Here is a 15,190-nt window from a genome sequence, read left to right as displayed (position 1 = left end):
ATTTTCCGGGTTTTTTATGTACTTGTCTTTAGCTATCTAGTGTTGTTTCTTCATTTTTACGGCGGCGAAGTCTCCATAGCGTGATAAGGGCAACCAGTGTAAGAACAATACCGCTGCCGAGCAGGATATGACTTACTGTTTTATCCTGCTTTTTTTGGCCTTGTTCAAAATATTTCTTGTACATTGCCACCGCAGCTTTATTTTGCTTGTATTTTTTCGGAACGCTCATTTCTTTTCCGAGTTTCCAGCCGTCTTTATAAGCTTTTTGCTGTAAAGATTTCACATCTTTATTCGAATAAAAACCTGCTTTGTACCATTTTTCTAGTTGAGGCTTGTCCTGAAGACTTTTAGGCGCTCTATAGGTCTGATAAGTGAAAGCTGAGTCGTATCCGTCTGCTTTTACGTCTTTTTGTTTTTGTTTCTGTCCTTTTTCATATCCTTGCTCAAAGGCTGTTTGCAATTCGCCTTCTGCTTCTGCAGGTACTTCGAGTGGAAGGTCGTGATAACCTTGTACGTAGCCCTGCTTTTCAAACTGCTTTTTTTGCTGCTTCAGCACTTCAGCTTGAGCGGTTTCAAAGCCTTCTGTAAAAGCCTGACGTGTGACATCCTCATCATCATACATGCTCGGAACACTCATTGAATCATTTTCAAGACCTTGGTCATAGCCTTCTTTTTTTGCTTTAACAGATAAGTCCATTAAAGAAATAGCTTTTTTGTAGCCTTGAACATAACCTTTATTCCAGTCGGATGACTTAGAAGGGAAAGGGTCGATTTCTGATTGAATAGTAGCATGTTTGTAATCAAGGACGCCTTGCTGATAGCCTTCCTCTTCGCCGGCAGCCATTTCATTTTCTTGTTCAGTCTTAAGTTCTTCCTCTTTTTGCTGCTGACCTTTTTTATATCCTACCGTATACCCCATCATAAACCACGTGAATTCTTCTGAAGATTTGTCCAGCCCTGTTGTTTGATCAAACTGTTCGAATTTTTTCTGTGCGTACCCATCTTCTTCTCCAAGCGAATAGCCTTCTTGATAGAGAGAGTCAAAAATAGCTTTTACATCTTCAGTTGTATCCACGTCTGTTGACTGGTCCAAAACATCGGAAGAGGAATCCGGGGAATCGGGAGTAGCATAAGAAGGGATGGGATCACTTGCAAGAATAAGTAAGCAAGCTGTACTAATAACGGCTAATTTTTTTTTCATCATTTCTTCACCTTTTAGTTCAAAGTCAATGTTTATTTTGTAGTTTAAACGTACAGCTTTCTATGTAGAAAGGCGTGTAAAAGTTTTTCCAATTATGAAAATTATAACATTTAAATGAGAAGGAGAATAGGTGGTAAAAAGGAGAAATATGTGTTTTTCGCAGAGTTTTATCTCTGGCGCTGTTTTGCCTTTTTTACTCTGTATGATCGGTAAAATATTTCAGCTACAAAACAGAATAAAAGGAAAAAAAGAACAAATAATTCGGCGAACTCCATAACACGAAACGGACTGTAGGCATTTTGTAAGGCCATGGAAAAACTAAATCCTTGCATCATATCCACTCCGATAGAAAATCCCATTAAGCATCCTAATAGCAAAGCTGATATCCAAACGATTTTCATACGTCTCACTCTCCGTTTTTGTTTTTTTTCTTAAAAACATTCTACCGATAGTTTTTGTTATTTTTTTTGTCTTACGCTTTGATTGCTCTATTAAAAATTGCATACAAAGCATTTATTTGGAAAAAGCTAAAAAAAAGAAAAGAAAGGTGTTTTTAATCGTGCCTTCTTTATTTAAAAATAAAAAAAGCAAAGACAATAAAAAGGAAACAGAAAGTTCGCTACCGGAGGAACAAGAACTGCTGATGCAGTCGCTTGAAGGTAATATAGCCAACATAAAAAAGCGAACGGGGCACAGCTCGGATATGGTGATCCGCTATATAAAAATCGGGGAACGGGCAGCCATTCAAGCAGCTGTTATCTATATAGACGGGATTGTAGACAATCAGTCTATTCAAGAGCTTTTAGTAGACACCATGATGAAAGATGACGTGTTTTCTGAACCAATAACGCCTCAAAACGCCTTTACGTTATTAAAAGAAGATGTAGTAGGAATTGGAGACGTTGCGATTTTACATACGTGGAGTGAAGTTTTTCCAGCCTTGATGTCAGGAGACACGCTTATTTTGATAGATGGAAACAACCATGCAATGAGTGCAGGTACGAAAGGCGGAGAGTGGCGTTCGATTCAAGAGCCGACTACACAGCTTGTCGTTCGGGGTTCGAAGGAAGGGTTCACGGAATCGATTGCTAAAAACATGCCCATGGTTAGGCGAATTATCAAATCGCCCGACTTATGGGTAGAAACGATGAAAATTGGGAAAGTAACGCAGACAGACGTTTCAATGATGTACATTAATGGAATTGCCAATGACAAAATCGTAAAAGAAGTAAAGCAGCGTCTTAACCAAATTAATATCGATAGCATCTTAGAATCAGGCTATGTGGAGCAGCTTATTGAAGACCAAACGTACACTACTTTTCCTACGATGTATCACACGGAGCGTCCCGATATCGTTGCAGGAAATTTGTTAGAAGGGCGTATTGCGATTTTTGTAGACGGAACGCCATTTGTGCTGATTGCACCGGCTGTCTTCATTCAGTTTTTTCAGTCTCCTGAAGATTATTATTCGCGCTTTGATATTGCAACGTCGATTCGTTTTTTACGCATTCTTATTTTTTTTATTTCACTAATTGCACCGGCTACGTATGTAGCGATCACAACTTTTCATCAGGAAATGGTTCCGACGAAGCTGCTCATTGCCATTGCTGCACAGCGGGAAGATGTTCCATTTCCTTCCTTGGTTGAAGCGCTTATTATGGAAGTCACATTTGAAATTTTGCGAGAAGCCGGTATTCGACTTCCAAGGGCGATCGGTTCTGCAGTTTCAATTGTAGGAGCGCTCGTGATTGGGCAAGCATCGGTTCAAGCGGGGATTGTATCTCCAGCGATGGTTATTGTTGTGGCGATGACGGCGATTGCAAGCTTTGCTACACCTTCTTTTGCCATTGCGATTTCCGCACGGCTCATTCGTTTTGTTTTTATGATTGCAGCAGCTACTTTTGGGTTTTATGGCATTATTCTGTGCTTTTTAATGATGATTGTTCATCTCTGCAGTCTTCGTTCATTTGGCGTTCCATATATGACGCCTCTTGCTCCGTTTATTCCGAGCAACTCAGGTGATACCATTGTTCGCATGCCGTGGTGGATGCTTAGACAAAGACCAAGGCTTATTAGCAGTGGAAATATGGTGAGAGAAGGAGACGGACAGCGGCCGATGCCTCCTAAAAGCCGAGGAATGGCAAACACTACTGTGAAAGAAGGCGATCAAAATGATGCGTAAAGGGCTCTTATGTACAGTAATGGCGTTTACGATTTGCTTTCTTTCAAGCTGCTGGAGCAGTAAGGAATTAACCGATTTAGCGATTGTCGCAGCGATGGGAATTGATAAAACAAAAGATGGTCAGTATCAAATCACGCTGCAAATTATTAATCCAGGCAACGTAGCCGGCGGTCTTCAAGGAGGCGGCGGAGGTACACAAAGTCCGTCTGTTTCTGTATACGGAGCAAAAGGCGCAAACTTAGTGGAAGCAAGCAGAAGAGCATCGAGCACGGTATCAAGAAGACTGTACTACGCTCATACAAACTTAATTGTTATCGGAGAAAGTCTAGCGAGAACGGAAGGCATTGATGTCATTATTGATGCCATTGACCGAGATCCGGAATTTCGAATTACATCTGATATGGTCATTGCAAACGGCGTAAAAGCCTCCAGCTTTGTAAAATCTCTTACGCCAATTGATAAAATTCCAGCTAATAAAGTCCTTAAAACGCTGGAGCTCACCGAACAAAAGTGGGGAGAACATATGAAAGTATCGGCTCAAGAAGTTATGAAAAACCTCGAATCTCCTGGAAGTCAAGCGCTGATGTCAGGGTTTGGAATAAGAGGTAGCGCTCAAAAAGCCCAAACGCTGCAAAATCTTCAGCAAACTGCTCCTGAATCGACTCTTCGTGCAGAAGGACTCGGCATGTTTAAAGATGGCAGGCTGATTACATTTTTATATGGAAAAAAAGCGCGAGGCGTGATGTGGCTGCGGGATAAAGTGCAGGGAACAGATGTGAATATTTCATGGAAAGATAAAAAGAAAGCTATTGCTTATCAAGTCGTCCGTCAGCGAACAAACGTGAGTGCAAATATGGTGAATGGCAAACCAAAGATGATTGTAAGAACTAGGGTAGAAGGAGATATTGGTGAAATGGAAGTACCTGTAGATATTAAAAATCCATTTGTGATTCTTGATATTGAAAAAAAAATAGAAGCAGCGATTGAAAACGAAATAAAAGAAGCGTTTGCTTTTGCTCAAAAAAAACAGACGGATGTTGTGGGATTTGGAGAAGTCGTGCACGAAAATTATCCGAGGCAGTGGAAAAGGCTTCAGCACGAGTGGAGCGATGTGTATTTTCCTGAAGTGGAGATGGATGTGAAAGTAGAAGCGTATGTAAGACGAGCAGGCTTGCGAAACAAGTCGTTTATGTCTGATGCGGTAAAACAACGACAGTAAACAGGAGGGAGCAATGAGTGGAAAAAGTGAAAATTAGCTCTGTGCAGTTTTTTATTTTAATCGTCCTTTTTGAACATGGAAGCGCATTGCTCATTCCGCTTGCAATGGATGCAAAACAAGACGCCTGGCTTGCTATTTTACTCGGTATGTTTGGGAGCTTGTTGCTTTACCTTATTTACTACGGCCTGTATAGATACTACCCTACTATGTTACCTACGGAATATATGCAAAAACTGTTAGGGAAAGTCTTGGGGTCCGTACTGGCCTTTTTATATTTGCTCCATTTCTCATATGCTGCCGCTCGCGTACTTCGTGATTTTGGAGAAATGCTGCTGACATTTGGCTATCCCGACAGCCCTTTGTTTGTGGTGAACGCGATGCTGATGCTGTTGATTATTTATACCGTGCACAAAGGACTTGAAGTAGTGGCTCGGGCAGGAGAGCTAATGTTTATTTTGATGTATATCTTGGCTGTAGCAGGATTTGTGCTTATTTTTGTTTCAGGCTTAATTGATTTTACCTCTTTAAAACCGATACTTGGAGATGGGATTTGGCCGGTTTTGAAAACGGTGGCTACTCAGACTCTGTATATTCCGTACGGAGAAGCTGTTGTGTTTACGATGATTTTTCCATATGTAAAAGATCCTAAAAAAGTAAAGCTTGTAGGCCTTTGCGGCATTGTGTTAAGCGGCATTAATTTAGCAATTACAATGGCGATTAATGTTAGTGTATTAGGGATAGGATTGACTAACAGGTCAGTCTTTCCGCTTTTAAGTACGGTAGAGAGCATTAGGGTAGCTGATTTTTTAGAACGGCTGGACGTGTTTTTTATGATTGCATTAGTCATCGGAGGATTTGTTAAAATCAGCGTCTTTTTTTACGCCGTGATTGTTGGACTTTCCACACTGTTTAAGGTGAAACGACCTTCTGCGCTGACATATCCTGTGGGCACGGTGATTTTATTTTTTTCTTTGACGATTGCAAGTAATTTTCAAGAGCATTTAAAAGAAGGGCTAACGATTATGCCGGTGTTGCTTTTTATCCCTTTTCACGTAGTGATTCCGTTTACGCTGCTCTGTATAGCATTTATTAAACATCGCATGAAAAAAACAAACGCGCTGCAGCCATCCTAATGGCTGCAGCGCGTTCGTCTGCTACTGCAAATGCAGGTGCTCCCGCTCTTTTTTTACTTGTTCTAGCTGTGAAATCGTAACAAGCTGATACCCTTGTGTGTGAAGCTGCTTCATAATTTCAACCGCTGCTTCGGCACTTGTTTGATAAATATCATGCATTAAAATAACTTTTCCGTCTCCGACTTGGCTCATAACTGCTTGAACGGAGTGAGGAACGTTTCGATATTTCCAGTCTTCGGGGTCGATATCCCATAGAGTCACGCCAACATTTCCGATATAACGTCTTACATTTGCGTTCACGGCTCCATAAGGAGGGCGTACATGCAGTGGTTCATAGCCGCTCACTTGTTTAATGAGCGCTTGGGTATCGCCTATTTGGTGTTTGACCTGAGCTTCGTTCAAACGTGTGAGCTGAGGATGATCCCAAGAGTGATTTCCCACTTCGTTGCCTTCCTTGACCATACGTTCGATTGTTTCAGGATAATATTGAACGCGGCTCCCTAACACAAAAAAGGTAGCGTGCCCGTTCACTTCTTTTAATCCATCTAAAATCACATTGGTAGATGAAGGGTTAGGTCCATCATCAAAGGTCATTGCAACGACTTTTTTAGTTGGATCAATAGGCGCTCCTTGCTGCGGCATTTCGTTAACGATATGTTTTGGAGGCGTTTCTTTGACTTTATTTTTATTTGCTGCTTCGTCTTTGTAAGCATCGCTCAGCATGTCTTTAAATAAATCTTTTTGGATAGCGATTGTTTTGGTTTTCGTTTGTTCAGTACCTAGCTGATAAGGCTTAAAATAAATCACAATACTGTTTTCAAGCAGCGCAAACTGACTGAAATTTTGATTAGCTGCCTGAGTTCCTTTTTGAAGGTCCGGGTCAAAATCAGCTGTTTTCATTTGTTTTTTTAATTCAGCATATGAAATAGCCGACAGGCGATCTAAATAGTTTGCATCTTCTTTAAATAAATCCTTTAATGTCATTTGTTTTTGAGCAGGCAGGTCGAAGGTAAAGGTTTTGAGAGAAGAAGTTCCTTTCTCTCCATTTACAGATTCATATTCATCAAAGACAACGCTTAGCGTTTGCTTGCTGTAATGGACGATTTTGTATGTAATCGTTAATTCAGATTTTTTCTTTTTTGACTGCTTCTTCAGCTTTTTTTCATAGTGTGCCACTTGATCTGTTACGTAAGCTTGAATGGATTGATCGATTTCTTTTTTACCAAAGGAAGGGTAGCTAATGGCATAGCCTCCGTCGGTAAGGTCTTTAACTAGTGTTTGAATTTCAACGTTTGGATAGGTTTGATCTGTTTGAATATTTGCCGTTTTTTTCTCTGTACTGTTTGCTTTGACGATATACCCTGCTGTACCAAGAAACAAAATACAGCATCCAAGCAGTGTCAAAATACGTTTGTAGCCCATGGTTTTCATGTAGTAATATTCCCCTTTTTGTATATATCTACCTAATAGACGCATGAGACCATCATTTAGTTTTACTTTTTTTAAAAAAAACCAAACTATTTTTCTACTCATTCCGTCTACCTTATAGATGTACTTCAGCAAGAGAAAATAGAAGGGTATGAAAGACGATGAAAAAACATGATGCACATCAGGTGCTCGTAGCGTGCGTAACCGAGCATAAAGCGGATTTTTACCGGCTTGCTTTCAGCTATGTAAAAAATCAAGAAGATGCGCTTGATATTGTGCAAGAATCGATTAAAAAAGCACTCATTTCAATGGACAGTATCAAGGATATTCAATCGATTAAAAGCTGGCTTTATAAAATTGTTGTACGAACAGCAATCGATTTCCTGCGCAAGCATAAACGTTTAACGCTTATGGAAGATGAAGCGCTTGAGTACTTGAGCAGCGGACGTGAAGATCAGTATGAAGATATCGATTTAAAGCAAGCAATGGATCAGCTGCCGCTTAAATATAAAACCATTATTATTCTGCGTTTTTTCGAAGATTTAAAAATGGACGAAATTGCGGAAATCATTGAGGAAAATGTAAATACGGTCAAGACAAGGCTATACAGAGCGTTGAACCTGTTGCGGATTACGATGACGGAGGAGGACTTAGAACAATGAATGAAAAAATAGAAAAGTTAAAGAAGCAGTATCATGACATTCCTATTCCAGAGGAATTAGATGATGTTGTTGCAAAGGCACTTTCTTCACATCCTCGTAAAAAGAAATCCTATATTTGGCCGAGCGCAATTGCGGCAGCAGCGATGATTTTTATCACAACGGTGAATGTGAGTCCAGACGCGGCAAATGCAATGGCAAAAATTCCTGTGCTTGGAAAAGTAGTAGAAGTGATCACATTTGATGAACTAAAGCAAGAAGAAAAGCATTCTCGTATTGACGTGAAAACACCATCGATTTCAGGCTTGGAAAACAAAGGTCTTCAAACAAGCTTGAATGAAAAGTATATAAAAGAAAACGAGCAGCTGTATGAACAGTTTAAAAAAGAAATAAAAACATTACAAAAAGGAGAGAAAGGAAACGTGGCTGTCAGCAGCGGCTATGATATTATGACGGATACCGATGATTTGCTTGTGGTTCATCGATATGTGGAACAATCGAGAGCTTCAACGTCGAGCGTCAATCAGTACGACACGATTGATAAAAAACACGAAGTGCTCGTTACGCTTCCAAGTTTGTTCAAAGATAAAAGCTATATAGAGGTCATTAGTGAAAATATTAAACAGCAAATGAAAGATCAAATGAAACATGAAGAAGGCAAAATCTACTGGCTGACTGAAGAAGATATGGATCCTTTTAAAGAGATTGCTGAAAATCAAACCTTCTACATTACAAAAGATCATAAGCTTAGAATTGTATTTGATAAATACAAAGTCGCCCCAGGATATATGGGAAACGTTGAGTTTGAAATTCCAACGGACGTTATTTCAAACCTTCTGGTTGGTAAACGGTATATTCATTAAAAAACAGGCGTGGACGCTGAATGTTCACGCCTGTTTTTTACATAAAGAAACGTTAAAATTTATTTTTATGCAAAATAAGTTGAAATATATAAGCAATCATGTATAATATTTTGTATATATTTTCATTCTTTTTGTTTATAAAGTCTTAGGAGAAAATGATGTGATCGGTTGCATTTCTAGAGAGGAAGTGAAGAGGTGAAACGCACGTTAAATCAAGATACAATTAAAGATGCCATGCTGTTTAATCAGCTTGTGATGCAAGTAAGCAAAGCTCTTTGGAAGTCTACTGAAAAGGATTGGGAGCAGTGGGTTAAGCCGTACGATCTGAGCATTAATGAGCATCACATTTTGGGGATTGCTTATCAGCTGGAAATTGCGTCGATGACCGACATTTCAAAGCTAGGCGTCATGCATTTATCCACAGCTTTTAACTTTGCAAAAAAATTGCACTTGCGAGGCTATCTTACCCTTTCTAAAAATGAGAAAGATAAGCGGAATACATACGTACAGCTCACAGAAGAAGGCAAAAAGATGTTTTTAAAAACGCTTGAGGATTATAACCCTCTTGAAAATCCTTTGTTTCAAGGAGCGATGCCGCTGCGAGATGTTTACGGAGAGCTGCCTGACTTTGTGGAACTGACGGCTCTGATTCGAAGCATATACGGAGAGGATTTTGTCCAGTTTATCGAACGTTCTTCTCAAGAGCCCGCTAGCTTAAAAAAATAAAAAAGCCTTCTTGTGCAAGCTGAGAAGGCTTTTTTGCATATCAATTTTTTTCAGTTAACCGTTCAAGTTCTTCCGAGGAATGGGCCATCTTCTCAATTCGCAGAGACAGCTGCTTCATTACGTCAGCTATTTTTTCAAGCTCTTTTTTTGTTAGAACGGTTTGCTGTTTGTTCTCGGTTGTTATGCTAAGAACGTTCGTGAAAAAAGAAGTAATGTTGTTCATATTGTCAGCCGTATCTTTTGTTAATGTAGCGACTTCTCCGCCTAATGCCGAGACGCTTTCGATTTGTTTTTGAATGTCTCCGATAAAAGTGGAAATATTGGCAATAGATTTCTTCGTTTCTTCTGCAAGCTTCCGTACTTCCTGTGCCACCACTGCAAATCCTTTTCCATGCTCGCCCGCTCGAGCAGACTCAATTGAAGCGTTTAATGCTAGTAAATTCGTTTGCTCAGCAATAGAAGTAACAATCGAAACAATTTGATGAATTTGCTGTGATGTATGTTCGAGCGTTTTCATTTTGTTTTGAATGAGCGACGTATTTTTTTGTATGCTTCCAAGCATGTTTTGTTCTTCTTTTAATTTTGCTTGACTTGTAACAGATTCTTTCTCAATGACTTCTGCTAGTTCAGAGCTTTTGTTTGCATAAGAAACGACGTCAGAAGACTGACTGTGCATTTGATTCATAAATGTCTTCGTTTCTTCAGATAACGAAGAAAGGATAGATGATGTACGCGAGATTTCTAGCTGAATTTTCTCTTTTTGAGTCTGAAGTCCAGCGCGCTGCTCGTCATATTCAAGCTCATAGGCTTTTAATACAATTTGCTGTTCTAGACTAATAAGCTTTGTCATACTTGCAATAAAAGCCAGACATTCTTCTTTTGATTCCATCGCACGTTCACATACTGAAAGAAGCGAAGTAAATAAATTTTGAAATGCGCACAAATACCAGTTTGGCTCAAGTCCAATTTTAACGTGCATCTTGGAAATTTTTTGACGTTTTGCCACAAAAGCATCGTCTATTTGTCCATCAAACATTTCTAAAATATGCCGTTTTAACGTTTGTTTTAATGCATGGACGCTGCTGTGCTTTTCGATAGTCGCAACCAAATGGGGCTGTTCGCCAATAGCTTTGTAAAAATCGTTCACAATCTCTTCGATGGCATTCAGCGCGTGAACTTGAAATCTGGCAATCCGTTCGAGATCCTCTGCTGTTAAGGAAATCATGTTAATCTGCTTTTTTATCATCGGGTCCGATACATGAAGCTTTACAGTGATGAATTCGACAGCCGCTGCTTCGGCGTGCGCTTTGTTTCGTTTAAACCAATTCATGTTTATCACCTTTATTTGCTAGAATAGTTGTTTTCTCTTCTTCTTATATTTCGGCGTTTTACATCCAAGAGTTGAGGCTGTTTAAGAAGATTGTTATCAAATTGTTATCTTCTATTAATTGAATTGTTATCCGCAGATGGTATGGTTGTACGGTGCTTAAAACATGATTCGGGGAGGAAACGAAATGAAAAAAATGCTATCGGCGCTTCTTGTAGGAGGAGCTTTATTTGCAAGTCCGGCAATGGGACACGCTGCGTTTGGCGACACGGTTTTAAAACAAGGGATGACAAATGATGATGTTGAACAAGTTAAAACGGTGTTAAAAGATAAAGGATTTTTAAAAGGCGAAGTATCGCGTTATTTTAATTATGAAACAAAAAAAGCGGTTATGGCTTTTCAAGAGAAACACAACCTAGAAGCAGATGGAGTTGTTGGAGAGAATACATACAATGCATTAGGTAAAGGCGGCGTTGTAGAAGGCGAATCAGAAGTGAATACGGATAAAGTAATCAGCAAAGCAAAATCTTTAATGGGCACGCCGTACAAATGGGGCGGCACTACACCTTCAGGATTTGACTGCAGCGGATATCTTCAGTATGTATATAAAGAAAGTGTAGGCGTTGATATTCCCAGAACGGTTGAAGATATCTATAAAGCAGGTGAAAATGTAAGTGAACCGCAGGTAGGAGATCTTGTGTTCTTTGAAACGTACAAAGAAGGCCCTTCTCATGCAGGCATTTATCTTGGAGACGGAAAATTTATTAACGCATCGTCTTCTAAAGGCGTTACAATTAGCGATAAAAATTCAAGCTATTGGAAAGAGCGCTATATAGGAGCAAAGCGTATTGCAGCCAACTGATTCTTTATTTAATAGATAAGACAAGACAAAGCTTAGGAGCTTTGTCTTTTTTTGTTTGGGTTTCAGTAGGTAGGAGGAAGTAGGAAGTAATCATAAGCAAAACGGGCTAGTCATGTGCGTATTTGTATGGAAATACGCCAAAAGTTCTGTCACCTTTCTGATAAAGCTTGTATATATTAGTAAAGTAATCTCTTGAGTTACGTCAATGGTTATAGGTAATTGGAAGGGATAGCAGTATAAAAAGGAGGAACAAACTTTATGTTTTTTTGTTGTTACCGTCGCTATATAGAAAAGATAAAACACCTGTTGTTTTCAAATCAATTTGCTGAATTTATTCAGGAAAACATAAAAAAAGCAGTAGAAGAAGTCGTTTATTCTGACACGTTTAAAGAATATGTAATAAGTATTATTAAAGAATCTCAAGAATCACCTTTTAGAGAAATTGCCGAGCAGTATATCGGACAAGAAGTTGTGATTGAAACAACGGCTGGTTCACTCGAAGGTGTTGTGACGTTTGTAGGAGGTGATTATTTAGAATTATTAGAGTCTTCAACATCAATGGTATTACTTCCATTTACAAGCATTGTTACTATTCAAAGCGCTTAAACGAAAGGAGAGAAAAGTATGTTTCAACATGCATTACGAGAAAATGTCGGCTCATTTGTGCAAATTATCACAGCTATTGACATTATTAATGGAACACTGCTTGCTGTTACGGACGCAGCGGCTGTTGTGCGTACATCAAGCTCATATGGTGAGCCAACGGACGTAACCATTCCACAGGTAGCCATCACCTATGTTCGAATTTTCAGCGGAGTTGAGTAAGTTTGAAAATATCAGTGATTATTCCAGCCTGTAACGAAGCAGATTCATTATTACCTGTAATTAAAGAAGTTCAAAAAATAAAGCCGTTTGAGATTATTGCCGTCGTAAATGGAGCTAGTGATGGAACTAAGGCAATTGCCGAGGATGCAGGCTGCCGCGTCATTTATTATGAGGAAGCTCTTGGCATTAATATTGGAAGAGCCATTGGGGCAAAAAAAGCAAAAGGAGAAATTTTGCTTTTTTTGGACGGAGATATCGCGGTTCCTCATCAAGAGCTAATAAAATATACGCAAGCTATAGAAATCGGTCATGATATAGCATTAAACGACCTTACGTGGATTATGAAACGCAAGGTGCGTCCTCATTCTGTTTCTATTGCAAAATACATGCTGAACTTATGCTTGCAGCGTGAAGATTTATCCGTTCAAGCATTAACAGCCATTCCTCATGCCATAAAAAAAACATCGGCTGCTGAAATTGGATATGAGAATTTAGCTCATCCCCCCCTCGCTCAAACGATTGCTCTTTTAAAAGGAATGTCAATTGTTGCACCGTATTCTTCAGACGTTATTTATACAAACAAAATTCGAAACACTCATAAAACCATTCCCACCCATTCCCCTTTTCCTATTTCCACTACTTATATTATTGGAGATCACATTAAAGCGTTAGCTCATCTTATCGAAGAAAAAGGAATAAGAGGCGGACTAACAGACGGCGATCGAAATCGAGAAGTTGTTTCAGCTTATACACCAAATGTAAAACGGAAAGCAGGCGTTAAGTACAGCGCTGTTATCCCGGTAGGGGAAGAAAAAGAAACGATTTCAAGCGTGATTAAAGAAGTAAAAAAAGCCGGAGTGGAAGAGGTCATAGTGGTTGCCAACGGAGCCGATGAAGTAACGGTTAAGCGAGCTAATGAAGCCGGAGCTACTGTTCTTCATTACAAGCAGCGGCTTGGGCATAATGTACCTCGAGCAATCGGTGCGATGTACAGCAGCGGTGAAGTTTGCTTGTTCATAGACGGAGATATTGTTATTTCTGCGGAAAATTTACGTCCGTATTTAGAAGCTGCTGATCAAGGAATTGATGTAGTGCTTAATAATTTAGAGTGTCTGCTTGACGAAGTGCATCCTATTCACTCGGTAAGTGCGGCGAAATATTTCCTTAATCTTGTTTGCAAACGTCCTGATTTAACGATTAATACAACGACGGCGATTCCGCATGCAATTAAACGGGATGTAATGAAGAAAGTGGGCTACGAATCTCTTATTATTCCGCCTTTATTTCAATTAAAAAGTATCATGTACGGCTTTACGGTTCAGCCTGTTCATTTTGTAGATGTGGCGCGGACAAATCGGATTCGAAAGGAGCACATGAAAGTCAAAGGTTTGGCGGCATCAACGCAGCGCATTTTAGGAGATTATGTTGAGGCCCTTGCATATTATATTGGCCAAACTAGTGAAAGAGGCGAATTTCTTCCTGACATACGAAGACATGATCTTTTGTTTGAGGTGTTGAAGAATGAATAAAAGAGTTGCCGTTATTGGTCTAGGGTATGTGGGACTGCCGCTTGCTCTTTTGTTTGCTAAGAAAAACTACACCGTGATTGGACTTGATATTGACGTCCGGAAAATTGAAGCGCTAAAACAAGGGAAAAGCTATATTCCAGATGTACGTAATGATGTGATTCAAAGTGAGAAAAACTTTCAAGCATATGAACTGAAAAAAGGTATTTCCGCATTTCAAGCATGCGATTATGTAGTGGTGACCGTGCCAACTCCTATTACAGAGAATCATAACCCAGACCTAGGACCCGTTATTAGCGCATCTACATTTTTGAAAGAACATATGGTAAAAGGACAAACCGTTATTTATGAAAGCTCTACCTATCCAGGCACGCTTGAAGAAGTCGTTTTACCTATTTTAAAGGAGTCTGATTTGCAAGCGGGAGTTGATTTTTATTTAGCTTACTCTCCAGAGCGAGTCGATCCAGCAAACAAGTCGTACGACATTGAGTATATTCCAAAAGTGATTAGCGGCTACAGCAAAGACTGCCTTTATCACGTGCAGACGTTTTATGAAAGTATTTTTCAGCAAGTCGTACCTGTTTCTTCTCCAAAAGTAGCGGAAATGTGCAAGCTGTTTGAAAACATTCAGCGCCTTGTCAATATTTCGTTGGTGAATGAAACAAATGAACTGTGCGAAGAATTAGGGATTGATTTTCATGAGGTCTTACAGGCGGCATCTACTAAGCCGTTTGGGTTCACACCGTATTATCCAGGTCCCGGAATTGGAGGACACTGCATACCCGTTGATCCGCTTTATTTTTTATGGAAACTAAAGCAAAATGGGTTAACGAGCGAACTTATTGAAGCTGCTCATCATATTAATGAAGAAATGCCAAATAAAGTAATTAGACGTGTTGAAAAGCAGCTGGCAGCAAATGAGAAACACGTGTTTGTTGTAGGCATGGCGTATAAAAAAGACGTAAATGATATGCGTGAATCACCGGCGCTGACGGTATGTGAAGGTCTTTTAGTAAAAGGATATGAGCTGACGTATCATGACCCTTACATTGACTCCGCTATATTAAATAAACAAACGTATTTATCTGTCCCGCTGACAAAAGAAGAAGTTGAAAAAAGCGATGTTGTACTTGTGTTAACCGATCACAGTCAAATCGATTGGTCGATTGTAAAATACGCAAAAAAAGTTGTGGATACAAGAGGTATTTTAAATGAATGAAGCCGCTGAATTGTTCAGTG

Annotated in this window: 15 protein-coding genes; 11 read left to right on the top strand and 4 right to left on the bottom strand. The window is 39.5% G+C overall.

Annotation, left to right across the window (positions count from 1 at the left end):
* Positions 1-28: 28 nt before the first annotated feature.
* Both MMB68_RS00710 and MMB68_RS00705 read right to left on the bottom strand, forming a co-directional pair.
* Positions 29-1,204 (bottom strand): hypothetical protein, encoded by a 1,176-nt coding sequence (locus MMB68_RS00710; RefSeq protein ID WP_221783655.1) that lies wholly within the window; start codon positions 1,202-1,204, stop codon positions 29-31.
* A 164-nt stretch (positions 1,205-1,368) separates the two neighbouring features.
* Positions 1,369-1,602, bottom strand: a complete 234-nt coding sequence (locus tag MMB68_RS00705) for a YczF family membrane protein (protein WP_050689902.1) — start codon at positions 1,600-1,602, stop codon at positions 1,369-1,371.
* A 158-nt stretch (positions 1,603-1,760) separates the two neighbouring features.
* Between MMB68_RS00705 and MMB68_RS00700 the strand changes: the two genes are divergently transcribed.
* From MMB68_RS00700 to MMB68_RS00690, 3 genes are read left to right on the top strand one after another with little or no spacing between them, the layout of a single operon-like run.
* Positions 1,761-3,383, top strand: a complete 1,623-nt coding sequence (locus MMB68_RS00700; RefSeq protein ID WP_221783657.1) for a spore germination protein — start codon at positions 1,761-1,763, stop codon at positions 3,381-3,383.
* Positions 3,373-4,602, top strand: coding sequence for a Ger(x)C family spore germination protein (locus MMB68_RS00695; protein ID WP_014458677.1), 1,230 nt, complete (start codon positions 3,373-3,375; stop codon positions 4,600-4,602). Before MMB68_RS00700 ends, MMB68_RS00695 begins: the two co-directional genes overlap by 11 nt.
* 17 nt (positions 4,603-4,619) lie before the next feature.
* Positions 4,620-5,735, top strand: coding sequence for a GerAB/ArcD/ProY family transporter (locus MMB68_RS00690; RefSeq protein WP_221783659.1), 1,116 nt, complete (start codon positions 4,620-4,622; stop codon positions 5,733-5,735).
* 21 nt (positions 5,736-5,756) lie between these two features.
* Here MMB68_RS00690 and MMB68_RS00685 read toward each other — a convergent pair whose 3' ends face one another.
* Positions 5,757-7,166 carry a polysaccharide deacetylase family protein gene (locus MMB68_RS00685; RefSeq protein WP_221783661.1) on the bottom strand — a complete coding sequence of 470 codons (1,410 nt, stop codon included), beginning with the start codon at positions 7,164-7,166 and terminating at the stop codon, positions 5,757-5,759.
* A gap of 158 nt (positions 7,167-7,324) precedes the next feature.
* Between MMB68_RS00685 and MMB68_RS00680 the strand changes: the two genes are divergently transcribed.
* The 3 genes from MMB68_RS00680 to MMB68_RS00670 all read left to right on the top strand — a co-directional run bounded on the left by MMB68_RS00680 (position 7,325) and on the right by MMB68_RS00670 (position 9,411).
* Entirely contained in the window at positions 7,325-7,825 is a 501-nt protein-coding gene (locus MMB68_RS00680) for an RNA polymerase sigma factor (protein WP_221783662.1), read from the top strand.
* The gene (gene rsiV, locus MMB68_RS00675) at positions 7,822-8,685 is read left to right on the top strand and encodes an anti-sigma-V factor RsiV (RefSeq protein ID WP_221783665.1); all 864 of its coding nucleotides are present in this window, start codon (positions 7,822-7,824) and stop codon (positions 8,683-8,685) included. The genes MMB68_RS00680 and rsiV overlap by 4 nt, the downstream gene beginning before the upstream one ends.
* 195 nt (positions 8,686-8,880) lie before the next feature.
* Complete coding sequence (locus MMB68_RS00670) at positions 8,881-9,411, top strand: HTH-type transcriptional regulator Hpr (protein WP_013058578.1); 531 nt, start codon at positions 8,881-8,883, stop codon at positions 9,409-9,411.
* A gap of 40 nt (positions 9,412-9,451) precedes the next feature.
* On the opposite strand, the gene MMB68_RS00665 is transcribed toward MMB68_RS00670, so the two are convergent.
* Positions 9,452-10,741: a globin-coupled sensor protein gene (locus MMB68_RS00665; protein WP_221783667.1), complete on the bottom strand. Its 1,290-nt coding sequence runs from the start codon at positions 10,739-10,741 to the stop codon at positions 9,452-9,454.
* Between the two features lie 184 nt (positions 10,742-10,925).
* Between MMB68_RS00665 and MMB68_RS00660 the strand changes: the two genes are divergently transcribed.
* The 5 genes from MMB68_RS00660 (at position 10,926) to MMB68_RS00640 (ending at position 15,170) form a co-directional block, all read left to right on the top strand.
* The gene (locus MMB68_RS00660) at positions 10,926-11,600 is read left to right on the top strand and encodes a C40 family peptidase (RefSeq protein ID WP_043978437.1); all 675 of its coding nucleotides are present in this window, start codon (positions 10,926-10,928) and stop codon (positions 11,598-11,600) included.
* A gap of 258 nt (positions 11,601-11,858) precedes the next feature.
* Positions 11,859-12,206 (top strand): DUF2642 domain-containing protein, encoded by a 348-nt coding sequence (locus tag MMB68_RS00655; protein WP_221783669.1) that lies wholly within the window; start codon positions 11,859-11,861, stop codon positions 12,204-12,206.
* An 18-nt stretch (positions 12,207-12,224) separates the two neighbouring features.
* Positions 12,225-12,425 carry a hypothetical protein gene (locus tag MMB68_RS00650; RefSeq protein ID WP_221812531.1) on the top strand — a complete coding sequence of 67 codons (201 nt, stop codon included), beginning with the start codon at positions 12,225-12,227 and terminating at the stop codon, positions 12,423-12,425.
* A 2-nt stretch (positions 12,426-12,427) separates the two neighbouring features.
* Positions 12,428-13,954, top strand: coding sequence for a glycosyltransferase family 2 protein (locus MMB68_RS00645; protein ID WP_221783673.1), 1,527 nt, complete (start codon positions 12,428-12,430; stop codon positions 13,952-13,954).
* Positions 13,947-15,170 (top strand): nucleotide sugar dehydrogenase, encoded by a 1,224-nt coding sequence (locus MMB68_RS00640; protein WP_221783675.1) that lies wholly within the window; start codon positions 13,947-13,949, stop codon positions 15,168-15,170. Before MMB68_RS00645 ends, MMB68_RS00640 begins: the two co-directional genes overlap by 8 nt.
* The last annotated feature ends 20 nt before the right edge of the window (positions 15,171-15,190 follow it).

The sequence above is a fragment of the Priestia sp. Y58 genome (assembly GCF_029522095.1).
GTDB lineage: Bacteria > Bacillota > Bacilli > Bacillales > Bacillaceae_H > Priestia > Priestia megaterium_E.
Note: the sequence above shows the minus strand (reverse complement) of the source record. Positions and strands in the feature narration are given on the sequence as shown.

Bases quoted from the DNA above. Each gene is read 5' to 3' on its own strand.
- MMB68_RS00710 (WP_221783655.1), bottom strand. From the start codon at position 1,204: ATGATGAAAAAAAAATTAGCCGTTATTAGTACAGCTTGCTTACTTATT.
- MMB68_RS00705 (WP_050689902.1), bottom strand. From the start codon at position 1,602: ATGAAAATCGTTTGGATATCAGCTTTGCTATTAGGATGCTTAATGGGA.
- MMB68_RS00695 (WP_014458677.1), top strand. From the start codon at position 3,373: ATGATGCGTAAAGGGCTCTTATGTACAGTAATGGCGTTTACGATTTGC.
- MMB68_RS00685 (WP_221783661.1), bottom strand. From the start codon at position 7,166: ATGAAAACCATGGGCTACAAACGTATTTTGACACTGCTTGGATGCTGT.
- MMB68_RS00680 (WP_221783662.1), top strand. From the start codon at position 7,325: ATGAAAAAACATGATGCACATCAGGTGCTCGTAGCGTGCGTAACCGAG.
- rsiV (WP_221783665.1), top strand. From the start codon at position 7,822: ATGAATGAAAAAATAGAAAAGTTAAAGAAGCAGTATCATGACATTCCT.
- MMB68_RS00665 (WP_221783667.1), bottom strand. From the start codon at position 10,741: ATGAATTGGTTTAAACGAAACAAAGCGCACGCCGAAGCAGCGGCTGTC.
- MMB68_RS00660 (WP_043978437.1), top strand. From the start codon at position 10,926: ATGAAAAAAATGCTATCGGCGCTTCTTGTAGGAGGAGCTTTATTTGCA.
- MMB68_RS00655 (WP_221783669.1), top strand. From the start codon at position 11,859: ATGTTTTTTTGTTGTTACCGTCGCTATATAGAAAAGATAAAACACCTG.
- MMB68_RS00650 (WP_221812531.1), top strand. From the start codon at position 12,225: ATGTTTCAACATGCATTACGAGAAAATGTCGGCTCATTTGTGCAAATT.
- MMB68_RS00640 (WP_221783675.1), top strand. From the start codon at position 13,947: ATGAATAAAAGAGTTGCCGTTATTGGTCTAGGGTATGTGGGACTGCCG.